This window comes from Pseudomonas sp. AN-B15 (assembly GCF_019056475.1).
In the GTDB taxonomy this organism is placed as follows: Bacteria; Pseudomonadota; Gammaproteobacteria; order Pseudomonadales; family Pseudomonadaceae; genus Aquipseudomonas; species Aquipseudomonas parakoreensis.
This window is the reverse complement of record NZ_CP049737.1, coordinates 6,010,266-6,032,788: the sequence shown is the minus strand read 5'-3', so window position 1 is coordinate 6,032,788 and position 22,523 is coordinate 6,010,266. Positions and strand designations below refer to the sequence as shown.

The 22,523-nt window shown below is 61.0% G+C and carries 20 protein-coding genes; 12 read left to right on the top strand and 8 right to left on the bottom strand.

Features of this window, described 5'->3' with window-relative positions:
* Positions 1-8: 8 nt before the first annotated feature.
* On the top strand, positions 9-164 hold the full coding sequence (gene rpmG, locus GTQ41_RS27385) for a 50S ribosomal protein L33 (protein WP_003177274.1): 156 nt from the start codon (positions 9-11) through the stop codon (positions 162-164).
* Between the two features lie 207 nt (positions 165-371).
* On the opposite strand, the gene GTQ41_RS27380 is transcribed toward rpmG, so the two are convergent.
* Positions 372-734 carry a cupin domain-containing protein gene (locus GTQ41_RS27380; protein WP_041071946.1) on the bottom strand — a complete coding sequence of 121 codons (363 nt, stop codon included), beginning with the start codon at positions 732-734 and terminating at the stop codon, positions 372-374.
* A gap of 234 nt (positions 735-968) precedes the next feature.
* On the opposite strand from GTQ41_RS27380, the gene GTQ41_RS27375 reads away from it, so the two are divergent.
* Positions 969-2,462 carry an aldehyde dehydrogenase gene (locus tag GTQ41_RS27375; protein ID WP_047297274.1) on the top strand — a complete coding sequence of 498 codons (1,494 nt, stop codon included), beginning with the start codon at positions 969-971 and terminating at the stop codon, positions 2,460-2,462.
* 245 nt (positions 2,463-2,707) lie between these two features.
* Positions 2,708-3,850 carry an MFS transporter gene (locus GTQ41_RS27370; protein WP_047297273.1) on the top strand — a complete coding sequence of 381 codons (1,143 nt, stop codon included), beginning with the start codon at positions 2,708-2,710 and terminating at the stop codon, positions 3,848-3,850.
* Positions 3,851-3,927: 77 nt separating this feature from the next.
* Here GTQ41_RS27370 and GTQ41_RS27365 read toward each other — a convergent pair whose 3' ends face one another.
* On the bottom strand, positions 3,928-5,496 hold the full coding sequence (locus GTQ41_RS27365; protein ID WP_047297272.1) for a phospholipase D family protein: 1,569 nt from the start codon (positions 5,494-5,496) through the stop codon (positions 3,928-3,930).
* A 60-nt stretch (positions 5,497-5,556) separates the two neighbouring features.
* Positions 5,557-6,978, bottom strand: a complete 1,422-nt coding sequence (locus tag GTQ41_RS27360; RefSeq protein WP_047297271.1) for a PLP-dependent aminotransferase family protein — start codon at positions 6,976-6,978, stop codon at positions 5,557-5,559.
* Between the two features lie 179 nt (positions 6,979-7,157).
* On the opposite strand from GTQ41_RS27360, the gene GTQ41_RS27355 reads away from it, so the two are divergent.
* The gene (locus GTQ41_RS27355; protein WP_047297270.1) at positions 7,158-7,403 is read left to right on the top strand and encodes a DUF1127 domain-containing protein; all 246 of its coding nucleotides are present in this window, start codon (positions 7,158-7,160) and stop codon (positions 7,401-7,403) included.
* 141 nt (positions 7,404-7,544) lie between these two features.
* Here the strand turns inward: GTQ41_RS27355 and GTQ41_RS27350 are convergent, their stop codons facing one another.
* Entirely contained in the window at positions 7,545-8,855 is a 1,311-nt protein-coding gene (locus GTQ41_RS27350) for an FAD-binding oxidoreductase (protein ID WP_047297269.1), read from the bottom strand.
* A 147-nt stretch (positions 8,856-9,002) separates the two neighbouring features.
* On the opposite strand from GTQ41_RS27350, the gene GTQ41_RS27345 reads away from it, so the two are divergent.
* Positions 9,003-9,356, top strand: a complete 354-nt coding sequence (locus GTQ41_RS27345) for a YkgJ family cysteine cluster protein (RefSeq protein WP_047297503.1) — start codon at positions 9,003-9,005, stop codon at positions 9,354-9,356.
* Positions 9,357-9,498: 142 nt separating this feature from the next.
* On the opposite strand, the gene GTQ41_RS27340 is transcribed toward GTQ41_RS27345, so the two are convergent.
* Positions 9,499-9,987, bottom strand: coding sequence for an Lrp/AsnC ligand binding domain-containing protein (locus GTQ41_RS27340; protein ID WP_003177284.1), 489 nt, complete (start codon positions 9,985-9,987; stop codon positions 9,499-9,501).
* Positions 9,988-10,143: 156 nt separating this feature from the next.
* Between GTQ41_RS27340 and dadA the strand changes: the two genes are divergently transcribed.
* The 6 genes from dadA to GTQ41_RS27310 all read left to right on the top strand — a co-directional run bounded on the left by dadA (position 10,144) and on the right by GTQ41_RS27310 (position 16,235).
* Positions 10,144-11,448, top strand: coding sequence for a D-amino acid dehydrogenase (gene dadA / locus GTQ41_RS27335; protein WP_041071961.1), 1,305 nt, complete (start codon positions 10,144-10,146; stop codon positions 11,446-11,448).
* Positions 11,420-11,773: a RidA family protein gene (locus tag GTQ41_RS27330; RefSeq protein ID WP_041071962.1), complete on the top strand. Its 354-nt coding sequence runs from the start codon at positions 11,420-11,422 to the stop codon at positions 11,771-11,773. Before dadA ends, GTQ41_RS27330 begins: the two co-directional genes overlap by 29 nt.
* 94 nt (positions 11,774-11,867) lie before the next feature.
* Positions 11,868-12,941: an alanine racemase gene (gene alr, locus GTQ41_RS27325; RefSeq protein ID WP_217325392.1), complete on the top strand. Its 1,074-nt coding sequence runs from the start codon at positions 11,868-11,870 to the stop codon at positions 12,939-12,941.
* A gap of 88 nt (positions 12,942-13,029) precedes the next feature.
* The gene (locus tag GTQ41_RS27320) at positions 13,030-13,578 is read left to right on the top strand and encodes a cupin domain-containing protein (RefSeq protein ID WP_007920393.1); all 549 of its coding nucleotides are present in this window, start codon (positions 13,030-13,032) and stop codon (positions 13,576-13,578) included.
* 182 nt (positions 13,579-13,760) lie between these two features.
* Positions 13,761-14,177 carry a cytochrome c5 family protein gene (locus tag GTQ41_RS27315; RefSeq protein WP_041071964.1) on the top strand — a complete coding sequence of 139 codons (417 nt, stop codon included), beginning with the start codon at positions 13,761-13,763 and terminating at the stop codon, positions 14,175-14,177.
* 135 nt (positions 14,178-14,312) lie between these two features.
* On the top strand, positions 14,313-16,235 hold the full coding sequence (locus tag GTQ41_RS27310; protein WP_047297267.1) for an acetyl-CoA hydrolase/transferase C-terminal domain-containing protein: 1,923 nt from the start codon (positions 14,313-14,315) through the stop codon (positions 16,233-16,235).
* Positions 16,236-16,371: 136 nt separating this feature from the next.
* Here the strand turns inward: GTQ41_RS27310 and GTQ41_RS27305 are convergent, their stop codons facing one another.
* The gene (locus GTQ41_RS27305) at positions 16,372-16,944 is read right to left on the bottom strand and encodes a xanthine phosphoribosyltransferase (protein ID WP_003229440.1); all 573 of its coding nucleotides are present in this window, start codon (positions 16,942-16,944) and stop codon (positions 16,372-16,374) included.
* A gap of 57 nt (positions 16,945-17,001) precedes the next feature.
* Positions 17,002-19,011, bottom strand: a complete 2,010-nt coding sequence (rep, locus tag GTQ41_RS27300) for a DNA helicase Rep (protein WP_027610430.1) — start codon at positions 19,009-19,011, stop codon at positions 17,002-17,004.
* Between the two features lie 254 nt (positions 19,012-19,265).
* On the opposite strand from rep, the gene GTQ41_RS27295 reads away from it, so the two are divergent.
* On the top strand, positions 19,266-20,936 hold the full coding sequence (locus GTQ41_RS27295) for a bifunctional diguanylate cyclase/phosphodiesterase (RefSeq protein WP_041071967.1): 1,671 nt from the start codon (positions 19,266-19,268) through the stop codon (positions 20,934-20,936).
* A 70-nt stretch (positions 20,937-21,006) separates the two neighbouring features.
* On the opposite strand, the gene GTQ41_RS27290 is transcribed toward GTQ41_RS27295, so the two are convergent.
* Complete coding sequence (locus GTQ41_RS27290; RefSeq protein WP_196302454.1) at positions 21,007-22,407, bottom strand: NorM family multidrug efflux MATE transporter; 1,401 nt, start codon at positions 22,405-22,407, stop codon at positions 21,007-21,009.
* Positions 22,408-22,523 lie beyond the last annotated feature (116 nt).

The following is a 22,523-nucleotide window of genomic DNA, read 5'->3' as shown; positions in this document are numbered from 1 at the left end:
AGCTAATCATGCGTGAATTGATTCGTTTGATTTCGAGCGCCGGTACTGGTCACTTCTACACTACCGACAAGAACAAGCGTACTACCCCGGACAAAATCGAGATCAAGAAATATGATCCGGTTGTTCGCAAGCACGTGATCTACAAGGAAGGCAAAATCAAGTAATTGATTTTTCCCGACTTACGAAAAAGGCCCGTATCTCACGATACGGGCCTTTTTTGTTGCCTCGGATTTCTGCGGTGTCAGGCCGGGCCTCATCGCTGGCAAGCCAGCTCCCACAGTGATTACCGGTGTTCACAATATTGGTGTTAACCACAAAACCTGTGGGAGCTGGCTTGCCAGCGATAGGGCCGGAGCAGTCGGCGAAAGTCCTCAAGCCTTCTGTTCAAAGATCACATAGACCTTGCGGCAAGCCTCCAGCACTTCCCAGGTGCCACGGAAGCCCGCTGGAATCACAAAGCGGTCACCCACGCGCAAGGTCTTGGCATTGCCATCGCTGTCACGCAGCACCGAAACTCCCTGCAGGATTTCGCAATATTCGTGCTCGGTGTAGTTCACCGTCCATTGGCCAACCGCGCCTTCCCACACGCCGACACCCATTTGCCCGCAAGGGCTGTCGTACTGGTTGAACACCGCTTGCTCGGGATCGCCCTTGAGCACTTTGGCCGGATCCGGGCGATAGCGTTCGGCTGCGCTGGTGGTCAGGCTGATGTCGACGACGTTCTGGATGTTCATTGTTGTTTTCTCCCGTGATGACGGCGCGGTGACTTGAAAGTGCCAAAGTCTATGTTTATTAAAATGAACACCGCAAGGTCGTATGGCGCGCTTATGTCAAATATATTGAAACAAACCCGGCCGCTGGTTTAGGGTGGCGGGTGCCTTGGGCCGAAAAGCAGGCTGGCCGGGCAGCATTCCTGAAGACGACCGCGAAGAACGCGGCGCTCTATTCAACAAGAGGAGGACACTCGAATGACCACCCTGACTCGTGCCGATTGGGAACAACGCGCCCGCGACCTGAAGATCGAAGGCCGCGCCTACCTCAACGGTGAATACACCGACGCCGTTTCTGGCGAGACTTTCGAGTGCATCAGCCCGGTCGATGGCCGTCTGCTGGGCAAGATCGCCAGCTGTGACGCCGCCGACGCTCAGCGCGCTGTGGAAAGCGCTCGCGCCACCTTCAATTCCGGCGTCTGGTCGCGCCTGGCACCGACCAAACGCAAAGCCACCATGATTCGTTTCGCCGGCCTGCTCAAGCAGCACGCCGAAGAACTGGCGCTGCTCGAAACCCTCGACATGGGCAAGCCGATCAGTGATTCGCTGTACATCGACGTGCCCGGCGCGGCGCAGGCCCTGAGCTGGAGCGGCGAGGCGATCGACAAGATCTACGACGAAGTCGCCGCCACTCCGCACGATCAACTGGGTCTGGTGACCCGCGAGCCGGTCGGCGTGGTCGGCGCCATCGTGCCGTGGAACTTCCCGCTGATGATGGCCTGCTGGAAACTCGGCCCGGCGTTGTCGACCGGTAACTCGGTGATCCTCAAGCCGTCTGAAAAATCCCCGCTGACTGCCATCCGCATCGCTGCGCTGGCGGTTGAGGCCGGCATTCCGAAAGGCGTGCTCAACGTGCTGCCGGGCTACGGCCACACCGTTGGCAAGGCGCTGGCGTTGCACAACGATGTCGACACGCTGGTGTTCACTGGTTCGACCAAAATCGCCAAGCAGTTGATGATCTACTCCGGCGAATCGAACATGAAGCGCGTGTGGCTGGAAGCCGGCGGCAAGAGCCCGAACATCGTCTTCGCTGATGCGCCGGACCTGCAAGCCGCTGCCGAATCCGCCGCCAGCGCCATTGCCTTCAACCAGGGCGAGGTCTGCACCGCCGGTTCGCGTCTGCTGGTCGAGCGTTCGATCAAGGACAAATTCCTGCCGATGGTGATCGAGGCGCTGAAAACCTGGAAGCCGGGCAATCCACTGGATCCGGCGACCAACGTTGGTGCGCTGGTCGATACCCAGCAGATGAACACCGTGCTGTCGTACATCGAATCCGGTCACAGCGACGGCGCCAAACTTGTCGCTGGCGGCAAGCGCATCCTCCAGGAAACCGGTGGCACCTACGTCGAGCCGACGATTTTCGACGGCGTGAGCAACGCAATGAAGATCGCTCAGGAAGAGATCTTCGGCCCGGTGCTGTCGGTCATCGCTTTCGACACCGCCGAAGAGGCGATCCAGATCGCCAACGATACGCCGTATGGCCTGGCCGCAGCAGTCTGGACCCAGGACATCTCCAAAGCGCACCTGACCGCCAAAGCGCTGCGCGCCGGTAGCGTGTGGGTCAACCAGTATGACGGCGGCGACATGACCGCACCGTTCGGTGGCTTCAAGCAGTCGGGCAACGGTCGTGACAAGTCGCTGCATGCATTCGACAAGTACACCGAGCTGAAGGCGACGTGGATCAAGCTGTAAATCGTTGATGGGAGCCTGAGTGAATCAGGCTCCCGAATCGAACAGAGATCCCTGTGGGAGCAAGTCTCTGTGGGGAGGGGATTTATCCCCGATCGGCTGCGAAGCAGTCGCAAAACCAGTGCATTTGATGGTGCAGGTTTTGAGGTCGCTGCGCGACCTGTCGTGGATGAATCCCCTCACCACAGGGTTTGCTCCCACATTTGGTTTTGTGGTGTACATAAAAATAATCCACAGGAGCGTGGACCATGCGTTGGGCGACGTATTTCGCCGTGTTGGCGTCTGTCTTGAGTGTCGGTCTGGCCCTGGGGGTCAGCATGCCGCTGGTGTCGTTGCGTCTGGAGGGTTGGGGCTATGGCTCTTTCGCCATCGGCGTGATGGCGGCGATGCCGGCGATTGGCGTATTGCTGGGCGCGAAGATTTCCAGTCATCTGGCGGCGCGTTTCGGCACAGCCAACCTGATGCGCCTGTGCCTGTGGGCCGGCGCGTTGTCGATCGGCTTGCTGGCGCTGCTGCCGAGTTATCCGATCTGGCTGGTATTACGCCTGATGATCGGGGTGATCCTGACCATCGTGTTCATCCTTGGCGAAAGCTGGATCAACCAACTGGTCGTCGAACACTGGCGCGGGCGGTTGGTCGCGCTGTATGGCAGCAGTTATGCATTGAGCCAACTGTCTGGTCCATTGCTTCTGGGGGCGCTGGGTACTGAACATGATTATGGATTTTGGGTCGGCGTCGGGTTGCTGACGGTTTCGCCTTTTCTGTTGATGGGCCGCAGCGGGGCACCGAGCAGTGAAGCCAGCAGTGTGACCTTCGGCGATCTCTGGGGATTTGCCCGCGAGTTGCCGGCGATTGCCTGGGCGGTATCGTTGTTCGCCGCGTTCGAGGCGATGATCCTCACGCTGCTGCCGGTGTATTGCCTGCAGCAGGGCTTCACTGCCGAGATTGCGTTGGCGATGGTCAGCACCGTGGTGGTCGGCGACGCGCTGTTGCAACTGCCGATTGGCGCGTTGGCAGACTACCTGTCGCGGCGCACGTTGTTCACCGGATGCGCGGTGATCCTGATGCTGTCGAGCCTGGCGATTCCGCTGTTGATCGATACGCTGCTGATCTGGCCGTTGTGGGTGTTGTTCGGGGCCAGTGCCGGTGGCCTGTTCACCTTGTCACTGATCCTGATCGGCGAGCGTTATCGCGACGATGCGCTGGTGCGAGCCAATGCGCACATTGCGCAGCTGTGGGGTGTGGGCTGTCTGATCGGGCCTTTGCTCGCGGGGGCGGGCAGCCAGTGGATCAGCGGGCATGCGTTGCCATTGTTGATGGCGGTCGGGGCGTTCGGGTTGGTGATTCTCCTGATGCGCCAAGGTGCATTCGGGGCGGTGCAGACGGCTTAAGGTCAAAAGATCGCAGCCTGCAGGGAAACCGCATTCCTCCAGTGTAGGAGCTGCCGCAGGCTGCGATCTTTTGCTTTTTAAAGCATCCGTTCCAGGCCCACCGTGGTGCTGAACCACGCATTGAAGCGCCGCCACCAGCTCCCGGGTTCCTGGGTCAGCGTGTGCATCTGACCGTTGTCCTCGGTCACCCAGACAATCTTCCGATCCTGCAATTTCGCCTGATAACTCAGGGCTGGCGCCATGCCTTGCAGCGCCAGTTCGCGCACGTGTCCGGCCAGCTCCGGGCTGTCCACCAGCACCCCGACTTCGGTGTTCCACAACACTGAGCGCGGATCGAAGTTGAACGAGCCGATAAATGCTTTCTGTCGATCGAAAATCATCGCCTTGCTGTGCAGACTGGAGTCCGAGCCGCGGAACGACTTGCTGTAAAACAAATGCGGACCGCTGCCATAGTTATCCCCAGGCTGACGGCGCAGTTCATACAGTTTCACACCGTGTTCCAGCAACGCCTTGCGGTACGGCGCGTACCCGCCGTGCACCGCTGGCACATCGGTGGCTTCCAGCGAATTGGTCAGCAGGCTCACCGAGACCCCGGCGTCGGCGCGTCCGGTCAGGTACACCAGCCCCGGCTGGCCGGGCACGAAGTACGCCGAAATCATGATCAACTCTTTGCTGACGCCGCGCAGTTCCGGCGCCAGTTGCGTGGTCAGCAGCAGTTGCGGATCCGGCTCGTCCTTGGCCAGCACCTTGCTTGGCGCGTCCCACAGTGCCTGGTTCCAGGCCCAGATTAGTTCCTTGCGCCAGATATCCATGCGTGGCGCGGTCTTGAACGTCATCAACTGTTGATACAGCGCGTGGTTCTGTTTGCGGGTTTCATCCAGCGATTCTTCCAGGCGCGTGCGGGTGTTTTGCAGGTCTTTGATGCTCGGTTTGCTGGAGAGGAATTCGTCGATCAGCTTGCTCAGCGCGCTGTTCCAGTACTGGTCAAAACTGTGCCCGAGCTGTTCGGCCACCGGGCCCACGCTGAGCATGTCGATGTCGGTGAAATTCAGGTTCGGCTCGGCATCGAAGTACTCGTCGCCCAGATTGCGCCCGCCGACGATGGCCGCGCTGTTGTCGGCCAGAAACAGTTTGTTGTGCATGCGCCGGTGTTGCAGCGACAGGTTGAACAGGCGTCCGGCTGCGCGGGTCACGCCGGTGCTGCGACCCAGGTGCAGCGGGTTGAACAGGCGAATCTGGATTTGTGGGTGCGCCGCCAGCGTGGCGATGATCGTGTCCAGACCGTCGCTGGTGGTGTCATCGAGCAGGATGCGTACGCGCACGCCGCGGTCGGCAGCCTTGAGCAGTTCTTCCACCAGCATCCGCGTGCTGACACCGTCGTGAACGATGTAGTACTGCAAGTCGAGGCTGGTTTGCGCATTGCGGATCAGCTCGGCGCGCGCGGTGAACGCTTCAGTGCTGTTGGACAGCAAGCGGAAGCCGGAACGGCCCTGATAGGGCGCGGCCTGGGCCTGGATCGAGCGGCCGAAGCTGGACTTCGACGCAGGCAAGGCCTGGCTCGGCTCACGGGGTACATCAAAGCTGGCGCAGCCGCTCAGGAGCGAGGCGAACATCAGCAAAGCGAGTAGGGGCTGTCTGAAGCTCACGTAGGAACGTTCCGGTCGGCTGCAAAGGTCGGCATATGGACGCTGATCACTCGAAAAAGGTCAGTCGGCTTCGGCCAGTAGTTTGATCGCCGCTGCGCCGACCTTGCGCACCGCTTCTTCGATCTGCGGTGTCGGTTTGGCAGCGTAGTTCATTCGCAGGCAATTGCGGTACTTGCCCGAGGCGGAAAAGATGCTGCCCACGGCGATCTGTACGCCTTGGTCATGCAACGCACGATTGAGTTTCAGCGTATCGAAACCCTCCGGCAATTCGACCCAGAGCATGAAGCTGCCCTGTGGACGGCTGGCGCGGGTGCCGGGCGGAAAATAGCGAGTGACCCAGTCGATCATGATGTCGCGATTACGCTGGTATTGCGTGCGCATCCGCCGCAAATGCGGTTCGAAGTGCCCGGACTTGAGAAATTCTGCGATGGCAATCTGCGGCTGCGGCGCGGTGGAACCGGTGCTGATGTATTTCATGTGCAGCACCCGTTCCAGATACCGTCCCGGCGCGACCCAACCGATGCGCAGCCCCGGCGCCAGGGTCTTGGAAAACGAGCTGCACAGCAGCACGCGACCATCCTCGTCGAAGGATTTGATCGTGCGCGGTCGTGGGTAGGTGTAAGCCAGTTCGCCATACACGTCGTCCTCGATGATCGCCACATCGAAACGCTGCGCCAGCGTCAACAACGCGCGTTTGCGCGACTCCGGCATGATGTAGCCCAGCGGGTTGTTGCAGTTGGGGGTGATCTGGATGACCTTGATCGGCCACTGCTCCAGCGCCAGTTCCAGCGCTTCGAGGCTGATGCCGGTCAGTGGATCGGTGGGGATTTCCAGGGCTTTCATGCCCAGCCCTTTGAGGGTCTGCATGGCGCCGTGGAAGCTCGGCGAATCCACCGCGACGATATCGCCCGGCTCGCAGATCGCGTGGATGCTGGTGGACAGCGCTTCGTGGCAACCGGTGGTGATCACCAGATCGCTGGCGCTCAACTGGCAGCCGGAATCGAGCATCAGTCGGGCGATCTGTTCGCGCAGTTCGAGGGTGCCGTGGATGTTGTCGTAATACAGCCCGGGCATGTCCTGCCGGCGGCTGATCCGCGCCAGCCCGCGCAGCAGTGGTTTCAGGGTGGGCGTGGTCACGTCGGGCATGCCGCGACCCAGTTGCACCACGTCCTTGCGCGGTACCGCGCGAATCAGCTCCAGCACTTGATCCCACTGCGAAATCTCCACCGGCCGCTGCGCCGGACGGCCGACGGCAGGCAGCTCCGGCAGCTCGCGACCGACCGGCACAAAGTAGCCGGACTTGGGTTTCGGCGTTGCCAGGCCGCTGTCTTCAAGCATGCGATAGGCCTGCTGCACGGTGCTCAGGCTGACCCCGTGTTCTACGCTCAGGGCGCGCACCGAAGGCAGGCGATCACCGGGACGGTAGAAGCCTTGTTCGATGCGGGTGCCGAGCAGCTCGGCGAGGTTCACATACAGGGTCATGGCACTGCCTCGATGCAGGTGATTCGTTAAACCAGTACAGATGCAGCAAAAATCGGTAATTCAGACGCAGAAACGGCAAATCTGTATGGAATTAATACAGATGTGTTGAATCTGTAATGCTTTTGCCGACCCGCGCATCATGGAATCTCTGGCTACCCAAGTAAACAGGAGCGACAAAAATGAACGGCTTGAGCGATGTGCGGCTGACGTTACACAGTCAGGAACTGGCGGCAGGGCAGGAGGACAGCGCATGGAATAGCGCCATGCGCAACGCGCCGTCCGGCCTGAGTCGCTGGGGCCTGTTCTGGCATCGTCTGCACACGCGCAAGGCGCTTTTGAACCTGACGCCGGAGCAGCTCAAAGATATTGGGCTGACCCGGGAGCAGGCGCATGAAGAGGGGTTGAAGCCGTTCTGGCGGATCTGAAACCTGTATTTTTCTGGCGGGCCTCATCGCTGGCAAGCCAGCTCCCACAGTAATTTGGTGTTCACAATATTTGTATTCGCCGCAAAAACCTGTGGGAGCTGGCTTGCCAGCGATGGCGGCTTCAAGGACGCAGCAAAAACATCAGACCAACTCTTTGAGCCGATGCCACAACATCCCCAACGCCAGCAACGGCGAGCGCAAATGCTTGCCACCCGGGAAGGTGATGTGCGGCACCTTGGCAAACAGATCAAAGCCGCCGCTGTGCTGCCCGCTGATCGCCTCGGCCAGCAGTTTGCCGGCCAAGTGCGTGGCATTAACGCCGTGCCCGGAGTAGGCCTGGGCGTAATACACGTTCGGCTGGTCTTTGAGTCGGCCAATCTGCGGCAGCCGGTTGGCACCAATGCCGATCATCCCGCCCCATTGATAGTCGATCTTCACGCCTGCCAGTTGTGGAAACACGTCGAGCATCTTCGGTTGCATGTAGGCGCCGATGTCCTTCGGATCACGCCCGGAATAATGGCAGGCACCGCCGAACAGCAGGCGCCGATCCGCCGAGAGCCGGTAGTAATCCAGCGCCACCCGCTGGTCGCAGACCGCCATGTTTTGCGGCAGCAGGCTGTGCGCCTGGGTTTCGCTCAACGGTTCGGTGGCGATGATGTAGCTGCCGGCCGGGAGCACTTTGCCGCTGAGTTGCGGATTGAGGTCGTTGAGGTAAGCATTGCAGCCCAGCACCAGGGTTTTCGCCCGCACTGAACCTTGAGCGGTGTGGACGCGAACCTCGGTGCCGTAATCGATCCGCGTCACCGCCGATTGCTCGAACAGCTTCACACCCAATTGCTGTGCGGCAGCGGCTTCGCCCAGCGCCAGGTTCAGCGGGTGCAAATGCCCGGAGCCCATGTCGATCAAGCCGCCGACATAGCGTTTGGAGCCGACCACGGTGTGCATTTCATCCGCTTGCAGCAGGCGGGTTTGGTAGCGATAGCCGAGGCTGCGCAGCTCTTCGGCGTCTTCGGCAAAGCCTTCGAGGTCGGCCGGCTTGTTGGCGAGGTCGCAATAGCCCCAGGTCAGATCGCACGGGATCTGAAAGCGCTCGACGCGCTGGCGGACGATTTCAACTGCTTCCAGGCCCATCAGTTTCATCTGGCGTACACCGTCAGCGCCGATGACGTTGCTGAACTGATCGAGACCGTGGCCGACCCCGCGAATCAACTGTCCGCCGTTGCGGCCACTGGCGCCCCAGCCGATCCGGTGCGCTTCCAGCAACACCACGCTGAGGCCGCGTTCGGCCAGCTCCAGCGCGGTGTTCAGCCCGGAGAAGCCGCCGCCGACCACGCACACGTCCGCCGTCAGCTCGCCTTGCAGCGCCGGATGGTCAGGCTGCGGCAGGCTGCTGGCGGCGTAGTAAGAGGCAACGTGGGGTTGGCTCGCGAAGGTTCGGGCGCGGGCATTCATGGGCATCATCCAACGGCTGAGTGTCGAGAAAATTTGACGGAGCATAAGCCGCGCCGCCGAAGACCGGCAACACTGGTCGGCCGTTGCTGTCTGGATCACGGCTTTTGCGGCACAATTGCCGCCTATTTCATGTGGGTTACCGTTTCGATGAGTTGCAATCGCCAGACCCTTCGCGACCTGCGTCAGCAGATCCCCACGTTCGACTGCGTGCCGGGCTGTCACGATTGCTGCGGGCCGGTGACGACCTCGCCGGAAGAGATGTCGCGACTGCCGCGCAAGACCCGCGCCGAGCAGGATGCGGCGATGGAAGAGCTGAACTGTGTGCACCTGGGGTCCAATGGTTGCACGGTGTATGGCGAGCGGCCGTTGATTTGTCGCTTGTTCGGTACCACCAAAACCCTGCCGTGCCCGAACGGGCGGGGGCCGGTGGAGCTGATTCATCCACGGGTGGAAAAGCAGATCTTCGAGTACATGGCTTCGAACCGGCAGGTGCTGGTTTAGCGCAATTGCTGGAACTGAGTCGACCCAATCGCTGGCAAGCCAGCTCCCACAGTGATCGTTGTCGTTCGCAGAATATCTGTTGACCACTGAACCTGTGGGAGCTGGCTTGCCAGCGATGGGGCCGGATCAGGCAGCACAAATCTCAGTCCGGAATCGGCAGGCTCAGGCTCTCCTTCACTTCTTCCATCACGATATAGCTCTTCGACTCACGCACATGCGGCAGCTTCAACAGAATGTCGCCCAACAGCTTGCGGTACGAGGCCATCTCGGAAATCCGCGCCTTCACCAGATAGTCGAAATCCCCTGACACCAGGTGGCATTCCAGCACGTGCGGCAGCTTCAGCACCGCGCGGCGGAACTCCTCGAACGTGTCGCCGGATTTGTAGTCGAGGCTGATCTCGACGAACACCAGCAGGCTACCCTTCAAGTGCTGCGGATTCAGGCGGGCGTTGTAGCCCATGATGATTCCCTCACGCTCCAGCCGTCGCACCCGCTCAGTGCACGGCGTGGTGGACAAACCGACCTTCTCCCCGAGTTCGGTAAACGATATGCGCCCGTCTGCCTGCAGGATCCGCAAGATGTTGCGGTCGATCTTGTCCAGCTCACGTTTGGTCTGAGTGTTGGTACGCATAGGGGATGCGCCTCCGTGAAAAGGGTTTTTGCCGAGAATTGTCGCCAAATATAGGCGCTTATATAGTGAAATGCACTGGCCATTCTTTTTTACACTGCGCGCATCATTGCTCTAACAACAGACGTACGCGGCCCTGCCGCGATGAGGGATACAAAAATGCGCGTAATGGTCTTGGGTAGCGGCGTCATCGGTACCGCCAGTGCTTACTATCTGGCCCGTGCCGGGTTTGAAGTGGTGGTGGTCGACCGGCAGCCAGCCGTGGCCATGGAGACCAGTTTCGCCAACGCCGGCCAGGTGTCGCCGGGTTATGCCTCGCCGTGGGCCGCGCCGGGCGTGCCGCTCAAGGCCATCAAATGGCTGCTGCAGCGCCACGCGCCGCTGGCGATCAAGGCCACCGCTGACATTGACCAGTACCTGTGGATGGCGCAGATGCTGCGCAACTGCACTGCCAGCCGTTACGCGGTGAACAAGGAGCGCATGGTGCGTCTGTCCGAGTACAGCCGCGACTGCCTCGACGAACTGCGTGCCGAAACCGGCATCGCCTACGAAGGCCGTAGCCTCGGCACCACGCAACTGTTCCGCACCCAGGCGCAGCTGGATGGCGCCGCCAAAGACATCGCCGTGCTGAAAGAATCCGGCGTGCCGTTTGAAGTCCTCGACCGCGCCGGCATTGCCCGCGTCGAGCCGGCGCTGGCCAATGTCACCGATATCCTCGCCGGCGCCCTGCGTCTGCCGAACGACCAGACGGGCGACTGCCAGATGTTCACCACGCGCCTGGCGGAAATGGCCGTGAAACTCGGTGTGGAATTCCGCTTCGGTCAGGACATCCAGCGCCTCGACTACGCTGGCGACCGCATCAACGGCGTGTGGATCGACGGCAAGCTGGAAACCGCTGACCGCTATGTGCTGGCCCTCGGCAGCTACTCGCCGCAACTGCTCAAGCCGCTGGGCATCAAGGCCCCGGTGTATCCGCTCAAGGGCTACTCGCTGACCGTGCCGATCACCAACCCGGACATGGCGCCGACTTCGACCATTCTCGACGAGACCTACAAGGTCGCGATCACCCGTTTCGACAACCGCATCCGCGTCGGCGGCATGGCGGAAATCGCCGGTTTTGACCTGTCGCTCAACCCGCGTCGGCGCGAAACCCTGGAGATGATCGTCAACGACCTTTATCCTCAGGGCGGCAATCTGACCGAGGCGAGCTTCTGGACCGGTTTGCGTCCGACCACGCCGGACGGCACACCAATCGTGGGTGCCACACCGTTCAAGAACCTGTTCCTCAACACCGGTCACGGCACCCTGGGTTGGACCATGGCGTGCGGTTCCGGTCGTTTGCTGGCCGATCTGATGGCGAAGAAAAAGCCGCAGATCAGCGCCGAAGGCCTCGATATTTCCCGTTACGGCAACAAGCCTCAGGAGTCCGCAAAACATGGCAATCCAGCGCCAGCTCACCAATGAGCGCATGAGTCAGATCGTTACCCACAACGGCACCGTGTATCTGGCCGGTCAGGTCGGCGATGACTTCAACGCCGGGGTCGAACAGCAGACCCGCGACGTGCTCGCCAACATCGAGCGTTTGCTGGATCTGGCAGGGACTGACAAGCAGCATCTGCTGTCGGCGACGATCTACCTGAACGACATCGAGGCGCACTTTGCCGGGATGAACTCGGTGTGGGATCAGTGGCTGCCCAAAGGCGCCGCCCCGGCCCGCGCCACCGTCGAAGCGAAGATGGCCAAGCCGAGCATCCTGGTCGAGATTTCCATCGTCGCCGCGTTGCCGTAACCGTTTCAAAGATCCCTCTCCCGGCGCTGTTGGCGGTTCACGCCGTCAGCCAGCGCCGGTTTTTATTCCCATGACCGCCTAGAAGTCTGCCGCCATGCGTCCTGCCCGTGCCCTGATCGACCTAGAAGCCCTGCGCCACAACTACCGAATTGCCCGCGAAGTCACCGGCGCCAAGGCGCTGGCGGTGATCAAGGCTGATGCCTACGGGCATGGCGCGGTGCGTTGCGCCCAGGCGCTGGAAGCCGAGGCCGACGGGTTCGCCGTCGCCTGCATCGAAGAAGCGCTGGAGCTGCGCGTGGCGGGCATCAAGGCCCCGGTGCTGTTGCTCGAAGGCATTTTCGAAGCCGATGAACTGGCGCTGATCGTCGAGCATGATTTCTGGTGCGTGGTGCATTCGTTGTGGCAGCTCGAAGCCATCGAGCAGGCGGCATTGAGCAAACCGATCACCGTGTGGTTGAAGCTCGATTCCGGGATGCACCGTGTGGGTCTGCATCCGAAGGATTACGCGGCGGCCTATCAGCGCCTGCTGGCCAGCGGCAAAGTGGCGAAGATCGTGCTGATGAGCCACTTCGCCCGCGCCGATGAGTTGCACGAGCAGAGCAGCGCCGATCAAGTGGCGGTGTTCGAAGCGGCGCGTCAGGGCCTGACGGCCGAAGTCAGCCTGCGCAACTCGCCGGCGGTGCTCGGTTGGCCGCAGATCCCCAGCGACTGGGTACGCCCGGGTATCATGCTCTATGGCGCCACCCCGTTCGAAGAAGCCAACGCCGTGGCCGAGCGCCTGCAACCAGTGATGACCCTCGAATCGAAAGTCATCTGCGTGCGTGAATTGACCGCCGGCGAGCCGATCGGCTACGGCGCCAAATTCATTACCGACAAGCCGATGCGCATCGGCGTGGTGGCCATGGGGTATGCCGACGGCTACCCACGTCAGGCACCGACCGGCACGCCAGTGCTGGTGGCCGGTAAACGCAGCCGGATTCTTGGCCGTGTGTCGATGGACATGCTGTGCATCGACCTCACTGAGGTGCCGGAAGCCGACCTCGGTTCGACCGTCGAGCTGTGGGGCAAGAACATCCTCGCCAGCGAAGTGGCGCAGTGGGCGGACACCATTCCGTATCAGATCTTCTGCAACCTGCGTCGGGTGCCAAGGCTCTATTCCGAGGGTTGACGCCGCTGCGGGGGCCAAGTGTTGTAAATACTGAACGCTGTCGCCATGATAACGCTCAATATTCTTACAACATCAGGAGGCTCCCGCCTTGGACGTCGGTGAACGACTGCAATCGATCCGCAAGCTCAAAGGGCTTTCCCAGCGTGAACTCGCCAAACGCGCGGGCGTCACCAACAGCACCATTTCGATGATCGAAAAGAACAGCGTCAGCCCTTCGATCAGTTCGCTGAGGAAGGTACTGGGCGGGATTCCCATGTCCATGGTCGAGTTCTTTTCCGAAGAAATCCTGCAGGAAGTCCCGACCCAGATCGTCTACAAGGCCAACGAGCTGATCGACATCTCCGACGGCGCGGTGACCATGAAGCTGGTCGGCCGCGCGCACCCGAGCCGGGCCATCGCATTCCTCAACGAAATCTACCCGCCCGGCGCCGATACCGGCGAAGAAATGCTCACCCATGAAGGCGAGGAAACCGGGATTCTGGTGGAAGGTCGTCTGGAACTGGTGGTGGGGCTGGAAACTTTTATTCTCGAAGCCGGCGACAGCTACTATTTTGAAAGTACCAAGCCGCACCGTTTCCGTAATCCGTTCGACGCGCCTGCGCGACTAATCAGCGCAGCCACGCCGGCGAATTTTTAAACACAGAGGCGCCAGGCCATGACGGCGAAGGCATCCGAAGAGTTTTTCCACTGCGCGGTATAACCCCTTCGACTATGGGGTTGTTTCAGTGTGGCGGGCTACCCGCTATACTTGCGCCCGCCTGCGAACCGTGGCCGCAGGCGTGAATAGCCACCATTGAGGGTGAACGCGTGAACCTAATTATGAAAATGCTGGCCGCACCAGCAACCGTACTGGCCCTCTGGGCTGTCAGCGCTCAAGCTGCGACGAATGACGACATTGCCAAGCGCCTCGAGCCAGTGGGCCAGGTGTGCGTTCAGGGGCAGGAATGCAAAGGAATGGAAGTCGCTGCCTCTGCGGGCGGCGGCGGTGGTGCGAAGACCCCGGATGAAGTGATTGCAAAACATTGCAACGCTTGCCACGGCACGGGTCTGCTGGGCGCACCGAAAATCGGTGACACCGCCGCCTGGAAAGACCGCGCCGATCACCAGGGCGGCCTCGACGGCATCCTGGCCAAAGCCATCACCGGCATCAACTCCATGCCACCGAAAGGCACTTGCGCCGATTGCTCGGATGACGAGTTGAAAGGCGCGATCCAGAAGATGTCCGGCCTGAAATAAGCCGCGCTTCTGACGAAAAAAACCGTCTTCGGACGGTTTTTTTGTGCCTGCGATTCGCGACCTGGGCTGTCCTTTGCAGCAAAGTCGAGGCAAGCTCGGTCTACCTCTATTCACGGAACGGGCAGGAGGCTTCAGATGGTGCAGTTGTGTTCGATCGAACAGGCAGTGGACGAGGTGCTCGCACGCTTGCCGGCGCATATCCACATGGGCATGCCGCTGGGGCTGGGCAAGCCCAATCACTTCGTCAACGCGCTGTACCGGCGCATCAAGGGCCTGCCCGAGCGACAACTGACGATGTACACCGCGCTGTGCCTGGGGCGGCCGACGCTGGGCGACGGTCTGCAGAAGCGCTTCATCGAACCCTTCGTCGAGCGTGTATTCGGTGATTACCCCGAATTCGATTTCCTCGCCGACCTGCGCCGCGACAGCCTGCCCGCCAACATCCGTATCGAACAGTTCTTCATGCAGCCCGGCAGCCTGCTCAACAGCGCGCCGGCCCAGCAGGATTACGTCAGCAGCAACTACAGCCACGCCGCCCGCGACATCAATGCCGCCGGCCTCAATCTGGTGGCGCAGTTACTTGCCAGCAGCAGCGAACATCCTGATCGGTTGAGCCTGAGCTGCAACCCGGACATCACCCTCGACCTGCTGCCGATGATCGCCAAGCGCCGCGATGCCGGGGAGACCATTCTGCTGGTCGGCCAGGTGCACATCGGTTTGCCGTACATGCCCGGCGATGCCGAAGTCGATATCGACACCTTCGACCTGCTGATCGACGCGAAGGACAGCAGCACGCTGTTTTCCACGCCTAACATGCCGGTGGGCTTTCAGGATCATTTCATCGGTTTGCACGCCAGCACGCTGGTGCGCGACGGCGGCACCTTGCAGATCGGCATCGGCTCGATGGGCGATGCGCTGACCGCCGCACTGCTGGCACGGCAGGCGGACAACGCCGGTTATCAGGCCCTGCTCAATGACATCAATCTCAGCCAGTGGGCGCAATTGATCGAACGCGAGGGCGGCACCACGCCATTCGCCAAAGGCCTGTATGGCTGCAGTGAGATGTTCGTCAATGGTTTGCTGGTGCTGGCCGATGCCGGGATCATTCGGCGCAAGGTCTACCCCGACGTACAGACGCAGGAGCAGGCCAACGCCGGCACCCTCGATGAAGCGGCGCAGACCGATGGCATCTCGGTGCACGGCGGCTTTTTCCTCGGCCCGCGCAGTTTCTATGAGCGCCTGCGCGAGTTACCGCAGAGCAAGCGCCTCGAGTTCAACATGACCCGAATCAGCTACATCAACGAGCTGTACGGTCAGGAAGAGCTCAAGCGCTTGCAGCGCCTCGATGCCCGGTTCATCAACACCGTATTCACCATGACCCTGATGGGCGCGGGTGTGGCCGATCAACTGGAAGACGGGCGGGTACTCAGCGGCGTCGGCGGGCAATACAACTTCGTCGCCCAAGGCCACGCGCTGCACGATGCGCGCTCGATTCTGATCCTGCGCAGCTGGCGCGAGTCCGGCGGCGAGGTCAGTTCGAACATTGTCTGGGAGTACGGCCACTGCACGATTCCACGGCACCTGCGTGACATCGTGGTCACCGAGTACGGCATCGCCGACCTGCGCGGCAAGGCCGATGCGGCGGTGATCGAGTCGTTGCTCAATATCAGCGATTCACGCTTCCAGCCGGGGTTGATCGAGCAGGCACAGAAGGTCGGCAAGCTGCCGAAGGACTTCCGCCTCGATCCGCGATTTGCCGACAACACCCCGCAACGCTTGCAGGCCATTGCCGCAAAGCATCCGAACCTGTTTCCGGAGTATCCGCTGGGTTGTGATTTCACCGCGATCGAGCGCGATCTGCTGCGAGCGCTGAACTGGCTGAAGAGCAAGTTCAAGCTGAGCGAGATCCTGGAATTGGGCAAGGCTGCGCTGGATGCGCCGGAGGCTTCGACGTTCCCCGAACACCTTGAACGTATGCAGCTGACCAATCCGGAAGGCTTGAAGGAAGACCTGTTCCAGCGCCTGCTGCTCACCGGCCTGAAGGCCACCGCGCAATAAAAAACGACAAAAAACTGTGGGAGCGGGCTTGCCCGCGATGGCGGTGTATCAGTCAACGTGGATGTTGAAGGATAGGTCGCCATCGCTGGCAAGCCAGCTCCCACAGGAATTGCGGTGTATTCGCGTCTTTCAGCCGTTACTCGATGAAGGTAACGACACCATCCTTCAGCGACTTCACGCGAGCCAGCGATTCAACGCGATAGCCCTGCGAGTCCAGCTCGGCACGCCCACCCTGGAATGACTTCTCGATCACGATGCCCAGACCGGCCACCGTGGCGCCAGCCTGTTTGATGATCGAGATCAGCGCCTGCGAGGCCTTACCGTTGGCCAGGAAGTCGTCGATGATCAGCACGCGGTCGCTGCTGGTCAGGTGACGCGGCGAGATGGCCACGGTGCTTTCGGTCTTCTTGGTGAACGAGTAAACGGTCGCCGACAGCAGGTTTTCGGTCAGGGTCAGGGACTGTTGCTTGCGGGCGAAGATCACCGGCACGCCGAGGTTCAGACCGGTCATGATCGCCGGGGCAATGCCCGAGGCTTCGATGGTAACGATCTTGGTGATGCCCGAATCCTTGAACAGCGTGGCGAATTCGTCGCCAATCAGCTTCATCAGGGCCGGGTCGATCTGGTGGTTCAGGAAGGCGTCGACCTTCAGGACCTGGTCGGAAAGCACGATGCCTTGTTCGCGGATTTTCTGGTGCAATGCTTCCATGAAGCTGTCCTCATTTGGCGCTTTGTGCGCCGAAGGTCTAGTAAAAAGTGGTCAATTCTAGCGCTTTAACATCGCGCGTATATCAGCCAGTGCGCTGTTGCCCCGCACGGCTTTGACTTCGGTCGGTGTGTCGTCGTTGCCTTCCCACGCCAGATCGTCCGGCGGCAGTTCATCGAGGAAGCGGCTGGGCGCGCAATCGATGATCTCGCCGTACTGTTTGCGTTTGGCAGCGAAGGTGAAGGCCAGGGTCTGACGCGCGCGGGTGATGCCCACGTAGGCCAGGCGGCGTTCCTCTTCGATGGTGTCGGCTTCGATGCTGGAGCGGTGCGGAAGGATTTCCTCTTCCATGCCCATGATGAACACGTAAGGGAATTCCAGGCCCTTGGACGCATGCAGGGTCATCATCTGCACGCCTTCGGCGCCGTCCTCTTCTTCCTGCTGACGCTCGAGCATGTCGCGCAGGACCAGTTTGCCGATGGCGTCTTCGACGGTCATCTCGCCGTCTTCGTCTTTTTCCAGGGTGTTCTTCAAGGCCTCGATCAGGAACCAGACGTTGCTCATCCGGTAGTCCGCAGCCTTGTCGCTGGAACTGTTGGTACGCAGCCAGTTCTCGTAGTCGATGTCCATGACCATGCTGCGCAGGGCCGAGATCGGGTCTTCGCCGGCGCACTGTTCACGGACCTTGTCCATAAAGCGTTTGAAGCGCGACAGGCGATCGGTGAAGCGGCTGTCCAGATGCTCGCCCAGACCGATTTCGTCAGTGGCGGCGTACATCGAGATCTTGCGTTCGGTGGCGTAGTTGCCGAGTTTTTCCAGGGTCGTGGAGCCGATTTCCCGGCGTGGCACGTTGATCACCCGCAGGAAGGCGTTGTCGTCATCCGGGTTCACGATCAGGCGGAAGTAGGCCATCAGGTCCTTCACTTCCTGACGCCCGAAGAAACTGTTGCCGCCGCTCAGGCGATACGGCACTTGGTGGTGCTGCAACTTCAGTTCGATCAGCTTGGCCTGGTAGTTGCCGCGATAGAGAATCGCAAAATCGCTGTACGGGCGGTCGGTACGCAAGTGCAGGCTGAGGATTTCCATGGCCACGCGCTCGGCTTCGGCGTCCTCGTTGCGGCAGCGGATCACGCGGATCTCGTCGCCGTGGCCCATCTCACTCCACAGCTGCTTTTCGAATTCGTGCGGGTTGTTCGAGATCAGCACGTTGGCGCAGCGCAGGATGCGGCTGGTGGAGCGGTAGTTCTGCTCCAGCATCACCACTTTCAGCGACGGATAGTCGTCCTTGAGCAGCATCAAGTTTTCCGGCCGCGCGCCGCGCCAGGCGTAGATCGACTGGTCGTCGTCGCCCACCACGGTGAACTGGTTGCGCTTGCCGATGAGCATTTTCACCAGCAGGTACTGGCTGGCGTTGGTGTCCTGGTATTCGTCGACCAGCAGGTAACGCACCTTGTTCTGCCACTTTTCGAGAATGTCGGCGTGCTCTTCGAAGAGCTTTACCGGCAGCAGGATCAGGTCGTCGAAGTCCACCGCGTTGAACGCTTTGAGTGTGCGCTGGTAGTGGGTGTAAACGATGGCAGCGGTCTGTTCCTTGGGATTGCGCGCGTTTTCCAGCGCCTGGGCCGGCAGGATCAGGTCGTTTTTCCAGGCGCCGATCATGTTCTTGATCTCGTCGACGCCGTCGTCGCCTGCGTATTCCTTTTGCATGATGTCGGTCATCAGGGCTTTGACGTCGGTCTCGTCGAAGATCGAGAAACCGGGTTTGTAGCCCAGCCGCGCATGCTCCTTGCGGATGATGTTCAGGCCCAGGTTGTGGAAGGTGCAGACCGTCAGGCCGCGACCTTCACCGGCACGCAGCAGGGTGCCGACCCGCTCCTTCATCTCGCGCGCAGCCTTGTTGGTAAAGGTCATGGCGACAATGTACTGGGCGCGGATGCCGCAGTTCTGGATCAGGTGCGCGATCTTGCGGGTGATCACGCTGGTCTTGCCGGAGCCAGCGCCGGCGAGCACCAATAGAGGGCCGCCGACGTAGTTCACGGCTTCTTGCTGCCGGGGATTGAGTCGGGACATACGAAAATTCGGGAGTCGTTGACGAAATGGGCCGGCATTTTAACAGGCTCAGCGATTTGTGCTGCTCTCTCCGACTTGTGACGCACCACGCGATTCAAATTTGCCGGTTTTGTTACTTTCGCGGAGGATACACAGTGATTTTGCGGCTAATGTTCTCATTCGTGACACAAAATAACGTTCTGATAATCGTTGTCATTGAGCATCGCAACGGCATAATGCCCCGCCCACATCATTGCAGAGTCTAGGGAGCTAGCTTGTCTACGCCTGTCGAACCCTTGCGTTTGCTGCTACTGGCCGAAGAGCCAGCGTGGACAGCGTTATTGCGCGAGTGTCTGGCTCCGATGGGGAGCGCGGCGGTGCTGATCAGCGCGCCGAGCTGGGAGTCGGTCAGCAGTCTGTTCGAAGACAATCGCCACGCGGTGTTATTGACCGTTCCCGCGTTGCAGCCGGCCCCGGGCCGTTGCAGCCTGCCGACGGTGTTGCTGCTGGAGCACGAACCCGCCACTGCGCCAGTGGGTGTCAGTGACTGGCTGGTGTTTGACGCGCTTGACGCCGGCATGCTGCGCCGCTGCCTGCGCCACGTGCGTGAACGCGGCGTGCTGGAAAACACCCTGCAACGCCTGGCCGAACAGGATCCGCTGACCGGCATCGCCAACCGTCAGGGCTTCCAGACCCTGCTCGCGGCGCGTCTGGCGGAAAACGACGGCCGTGGCCTGGCCCTCGGGCATCTCGACCTCGACAACTTCCGCCACGCCAACGACGCCCTCGGCCATCAGGCCGGCGACCGGCTGATCCTGCAGGTCGTTGCGCGGCTGAAAAGCCAGCTCGAGGCCGGTGATCAACTGGCGCGGCTGGGCAGCGACGAATTTGCCTTGCTGATCGACACTCGCCGTGCGCCACAACGCGCCGAGTGGATGGCCGAACGCATCACCGAAGCCTTGTCCGAGCCGTATTGGGTCGATGGCGAAAGCCTGTTGATCGGCTCCAGCCTCGGCATCGCTCATGCCCGCGCACAAGGTGGCGCCGATCCGCTGATGTGGCATGCGCACATCGCCATGCAGCAGGCCAAGAGCACCCAGGGCTGCACGTTCCATATCTTCAACGAACGCATCAACCGCAACGCGCGGAGCATGGCCGACCTCGAAAGCGAACTGCGCCGGGCCTTGCGTCGTGATGAGCTGGAGCTGCACTACCAGCCACGGCTGAATCTGGCGGACGGACAAATCGTCGGCCTCGAAGCGCTGGTACGCTGGCGTCATGGCGAGCGTGGTCTGCTGCCGCCGAGCGAATTCGTGCCGCTGGCTGAACAAAGCGGTTTGATCGTGCCGCTGGGTTACTGGGTGATTTCCCGCGCCCTGCGTGACATGCAGGCGCTGCGCGAGCGCGGGCTGCCTGCGCTGCACATGGCAATCAACCTGTCATTCCGCCAGTTTCAGGACAGTCAGTTGCTGCCGACGCTCAGTCGGCTGATTGCCGAGCGTGGGGTCGAGGCGCAGTGGCTGGAATTCGAACTCACCGAAACCGCCGTGATGCGCCGCAGCGATCTGGTCAAACAGACCATGGATGCCCTCGGCCGCCTCGGCGTGCGCTTCTCGCTGGATGACTTCGGCACCGGGTTCTCATCGTTCGTGCACCTCAACAGCCTGCCGATCACCTTGCTGAAGATCGACAAGAGCTTCGTCGGCGGCATGGAGCAGCGCGAAGAGAACCGCAAACTGGTGCACGCAATGATCAACCTCGCGCACAACTTGCATCTGGAAGTGGTGGCCGAAGGCGTGGAAACACCGGAACAGCTGGAATTGTTGCGCGGCTTTGGCTGCGATCAGGTGCAGGGATATCTGATCAGCCGGCCGTTGCCGTTGGCGGAGTTGGTTGAGTACCTGACGTTTGGCTCAAGCCAGCAGGTTTCTGTGGAGGCCGTTTAAAAGATCGCAGCCTGCGGCAGCTCCTACACAAATCCCTGTAGGAGCTGCCGAAGGCTGCGATCTTTTGATCCTAATCTGCGCGAACGGCCTCAAACCTCTGTGACACAGGCTCCAGCCGGATCATTCGCTTCATCTTCCATTCAAACGCCAGCGTCAGGCTCACCGCCGCACACGCCAGACCCAGCGCCAGACCCCACCAGACGCCCGTTGGCCCCCAATGCAGGTGGAACGCCATCCACCACGCCGCCGGCGCGCCGATCAGCCAATAGCAACCGAGGCCGACCAGAAACGTGGTTTTTGCGTCCTTGAGTCCACGAATGCAACCCATGGCAATCGTCTGTGTACCATCGAACAGCTCAAACCATGCCGCCACCGCCAGCAGGCTCACCGTCACGCGGATCACCTCGGCAAACGCCGGGTCGTGGTGATCGAGGAACAACCCGACCAGTTGATTCGGCAACAGCCAGAACACCATGGCGAAACCCAGCATTACCACTGCACCGAAGACGATGCCGACCCGGCCGGACATGCGTGCATCGCTGAGTTGCCCGGCGCCGTAGTGCTGGCCGACACGCATGGTGATCGCGTAGGACATCCCCGCCGGCACCATGAACGCCACCGAAACGATCTGCAGGGCAATCTGGTGTGCGCCCAGTTGCGTGCTGCCCATGGTGCCCATGCACAGCGCGGCGAAGGCGAACAAACCGACCTCCACGGCATAGGTGCCGCCAATCGGCAGGCCGAGCCGCCACAGTTCTTTCAGATATTGACGATTTGGCCGCGACAGGCCGGCGCGCAACGGGTAAGCGTCGTAGGCCGGATGCCGACGGATGTGCCAGGCCAGCGCCAGCGCCATGCAGTTGGCAACGATTGCCGTGACCAGGCCGATGCCGGTCAGCCCCAGTTTCGGCAGGCCGAACAGGCCGGTGATCAGCGCGTAATTGAGCAGGAAGTTGGCCACGGTGCCGCCCAGGCTGATGACCATTACCGGCGTCGCCCGGCCGATCGCACTGGTAAAGCCGCGCAGGGCCATGAAGCTCAGATAGCCGGGCAGGGCAAAGGGCAGGGCGATGAGGAATTGCCCGGCAGCATGGACATTGGTTTCGGTTTGGCCGAACAGCAGTAACACCGGTTTCAGATTCCACAGCAGCAGACCGGCGCCCAGCGCCATCAGCCATGCCAGCCATAATCCGGCCTGAGTCAGGCGGGCCGCGCCGATGATGTCGCCGGCGCCCTGCCGGATCGCCACCAGGGTGCCGACCGCTGCGATCACGCCGATGCAGAAAATCGACACGAACGAATAACTTGCCGCGCCCAGTCCGCCACCGGCCAGCGCTTCGGGACTCAGGCGCGCCATCATCAGCGTGTCGGTCAGCACCATCAGCATGTGCGCCAACTGTGAAGCAATCAACGGCCCCGCCAGCCGCAGGATGGCCCAGAGTTCGGTACGCACAGGATGCTGCATGGTCATCACCACCCATTTATCAAAGGGAACACGAGACCGTCGATTCTCGGCGCTTGGCAGGGTTTGCACAAAAGGATAAAAAGGATGGGTGGCATGATTAAAACTCATCATGAGAACACCCC